Origin of the sequence: Sphingobium sp., assembly GCF_036170395.1 — a bacterium.
In the GTDB taxonomy this organism is placed as follows: domain Bacteria; phylum Pseudomonadota; class Alphaproteobacteria; order Sphingomonadales; family Sphingomonadaceae; genus Sphingobium.
In genome coordinates this window covers 1-1240 of sequence record NZ_JAVHPD010000025.1, presented here as the reverse complement: position 1 = coordinate 1240, position 1240 = coordinate 1, and the positions used below count along the sequence as shown (strand labels likewise).

Here is a 1240-nt window from a genome sequence, read left to right as displayed (position 1 = left end):
ACCCGCCTGTGCCGTCTTCGCGATCATCGCCAGATCGCTCATTACGTCGCCGGTCGCCCCGTCGTCGTCACGGGTCCCGGCCAGTTCTTCGATCGCGAGCGTGGTCGGCTTGCCGGCCGCCTTGCCAAGAATGCGCTGGCGCATGTCCGAGGTCTCCGCAAACGCCAACTTCTGCGCCAGCTTACCCGACAAGTGCTGCGCGCGCGCCGACACGGCGCCGTTGGTGTCCGACTCGATGGCCGACGCGGCGCGGTCGAACCCACGTGCCGCCTCCATGTGGGTCGCGCCAGCCATGAGGTGGTTCTGCGCCTCGTCAGTGGCGCCGCGACCCTCCGCAGCCGCCTGCTGGCCGAAATGCTCAACCGCGGCCTTGCGATGGTCGGACGCTTTAGCGCGCGCGTCGGTGGCCGCCTGGTGCGCCGCGTCGGACCAGTTCTTCTGCAAGTCCATGCCGGTTCGACAGATCAGCTTCGCGGCCTTACGGATGGCGCGATCGTCGGCGCGCGCCGCCTTGGCGGCGACCTTCTGGCGGCGCCGATGCAGCGCGGTCGCCAGCTTGGCGGCGGCTTCGTCGGCTTCTTCCTTCTTCATCTGGGAGACAGCCATGTCGAGCAGCTCGGCGGTCATGTCGGCGAACTGAACCAGGAGGGCGCCGAAGCGGTCGGTGAATGCCTTGTCGCACTCGACCACGGTCCCGTCGCCGCCGCCCACCACGGCGCAGCAGAATCCCGCCGGCCCTTCGCAGCACTCCTCGAGATATTCAAGCCGGCCGAGCAGCTCGATCATCGATGATACGGTGTAGAGGCTGGCGGCTTTGGCGAGTTTCTCGCCACCGCCTGCCATCTCGCCGTCCTTGGTTGAGCCGGACCAATCCGCCGGGAGGCGGTCGGTCGCCTTGAGCGCCTTGGCACGGCGGATGATGTGGCGCTTCACGGCCGCCTTGTTCTTGGCGCGGCCGAACGCCTGCACGGCGTTCTGGAGATCCTGGACAGAGGCGATCGGGTAACTACCATCGTTCATGGCGTGGCCCTGTTCGGCGAGCGCGGCGCGCTCCTTGTCGGAGACGTCGCGCTTGGCGATCTCCGCGGGAGTCAGAAGACCTGCCGCAATTTTCGCATCGATGATCGTTTGATCCGCCAGCTTCCCACCCGACAGCTTCTGAATGATCCGCCCCAGCAGCCCAACCTCCTCGCGCTCGAGCTCGATCGGCGCCGTGAACAGCGCCGGCCGTTCCTCGACG

1 protein-coding gene is annotated in these 1240 nt (G+C 67.3%); it reads right to left on the bottom strand.

Annotation, left to right across the window (positions count from 1 at the left end):
* A partial coding sequence (locus V2B31_RS07550) for a hypothetical protein (protein ID WP_328277027.1) occupies nt 1-1240 on the bottom strand: 1240 nt, incomplete at both ends.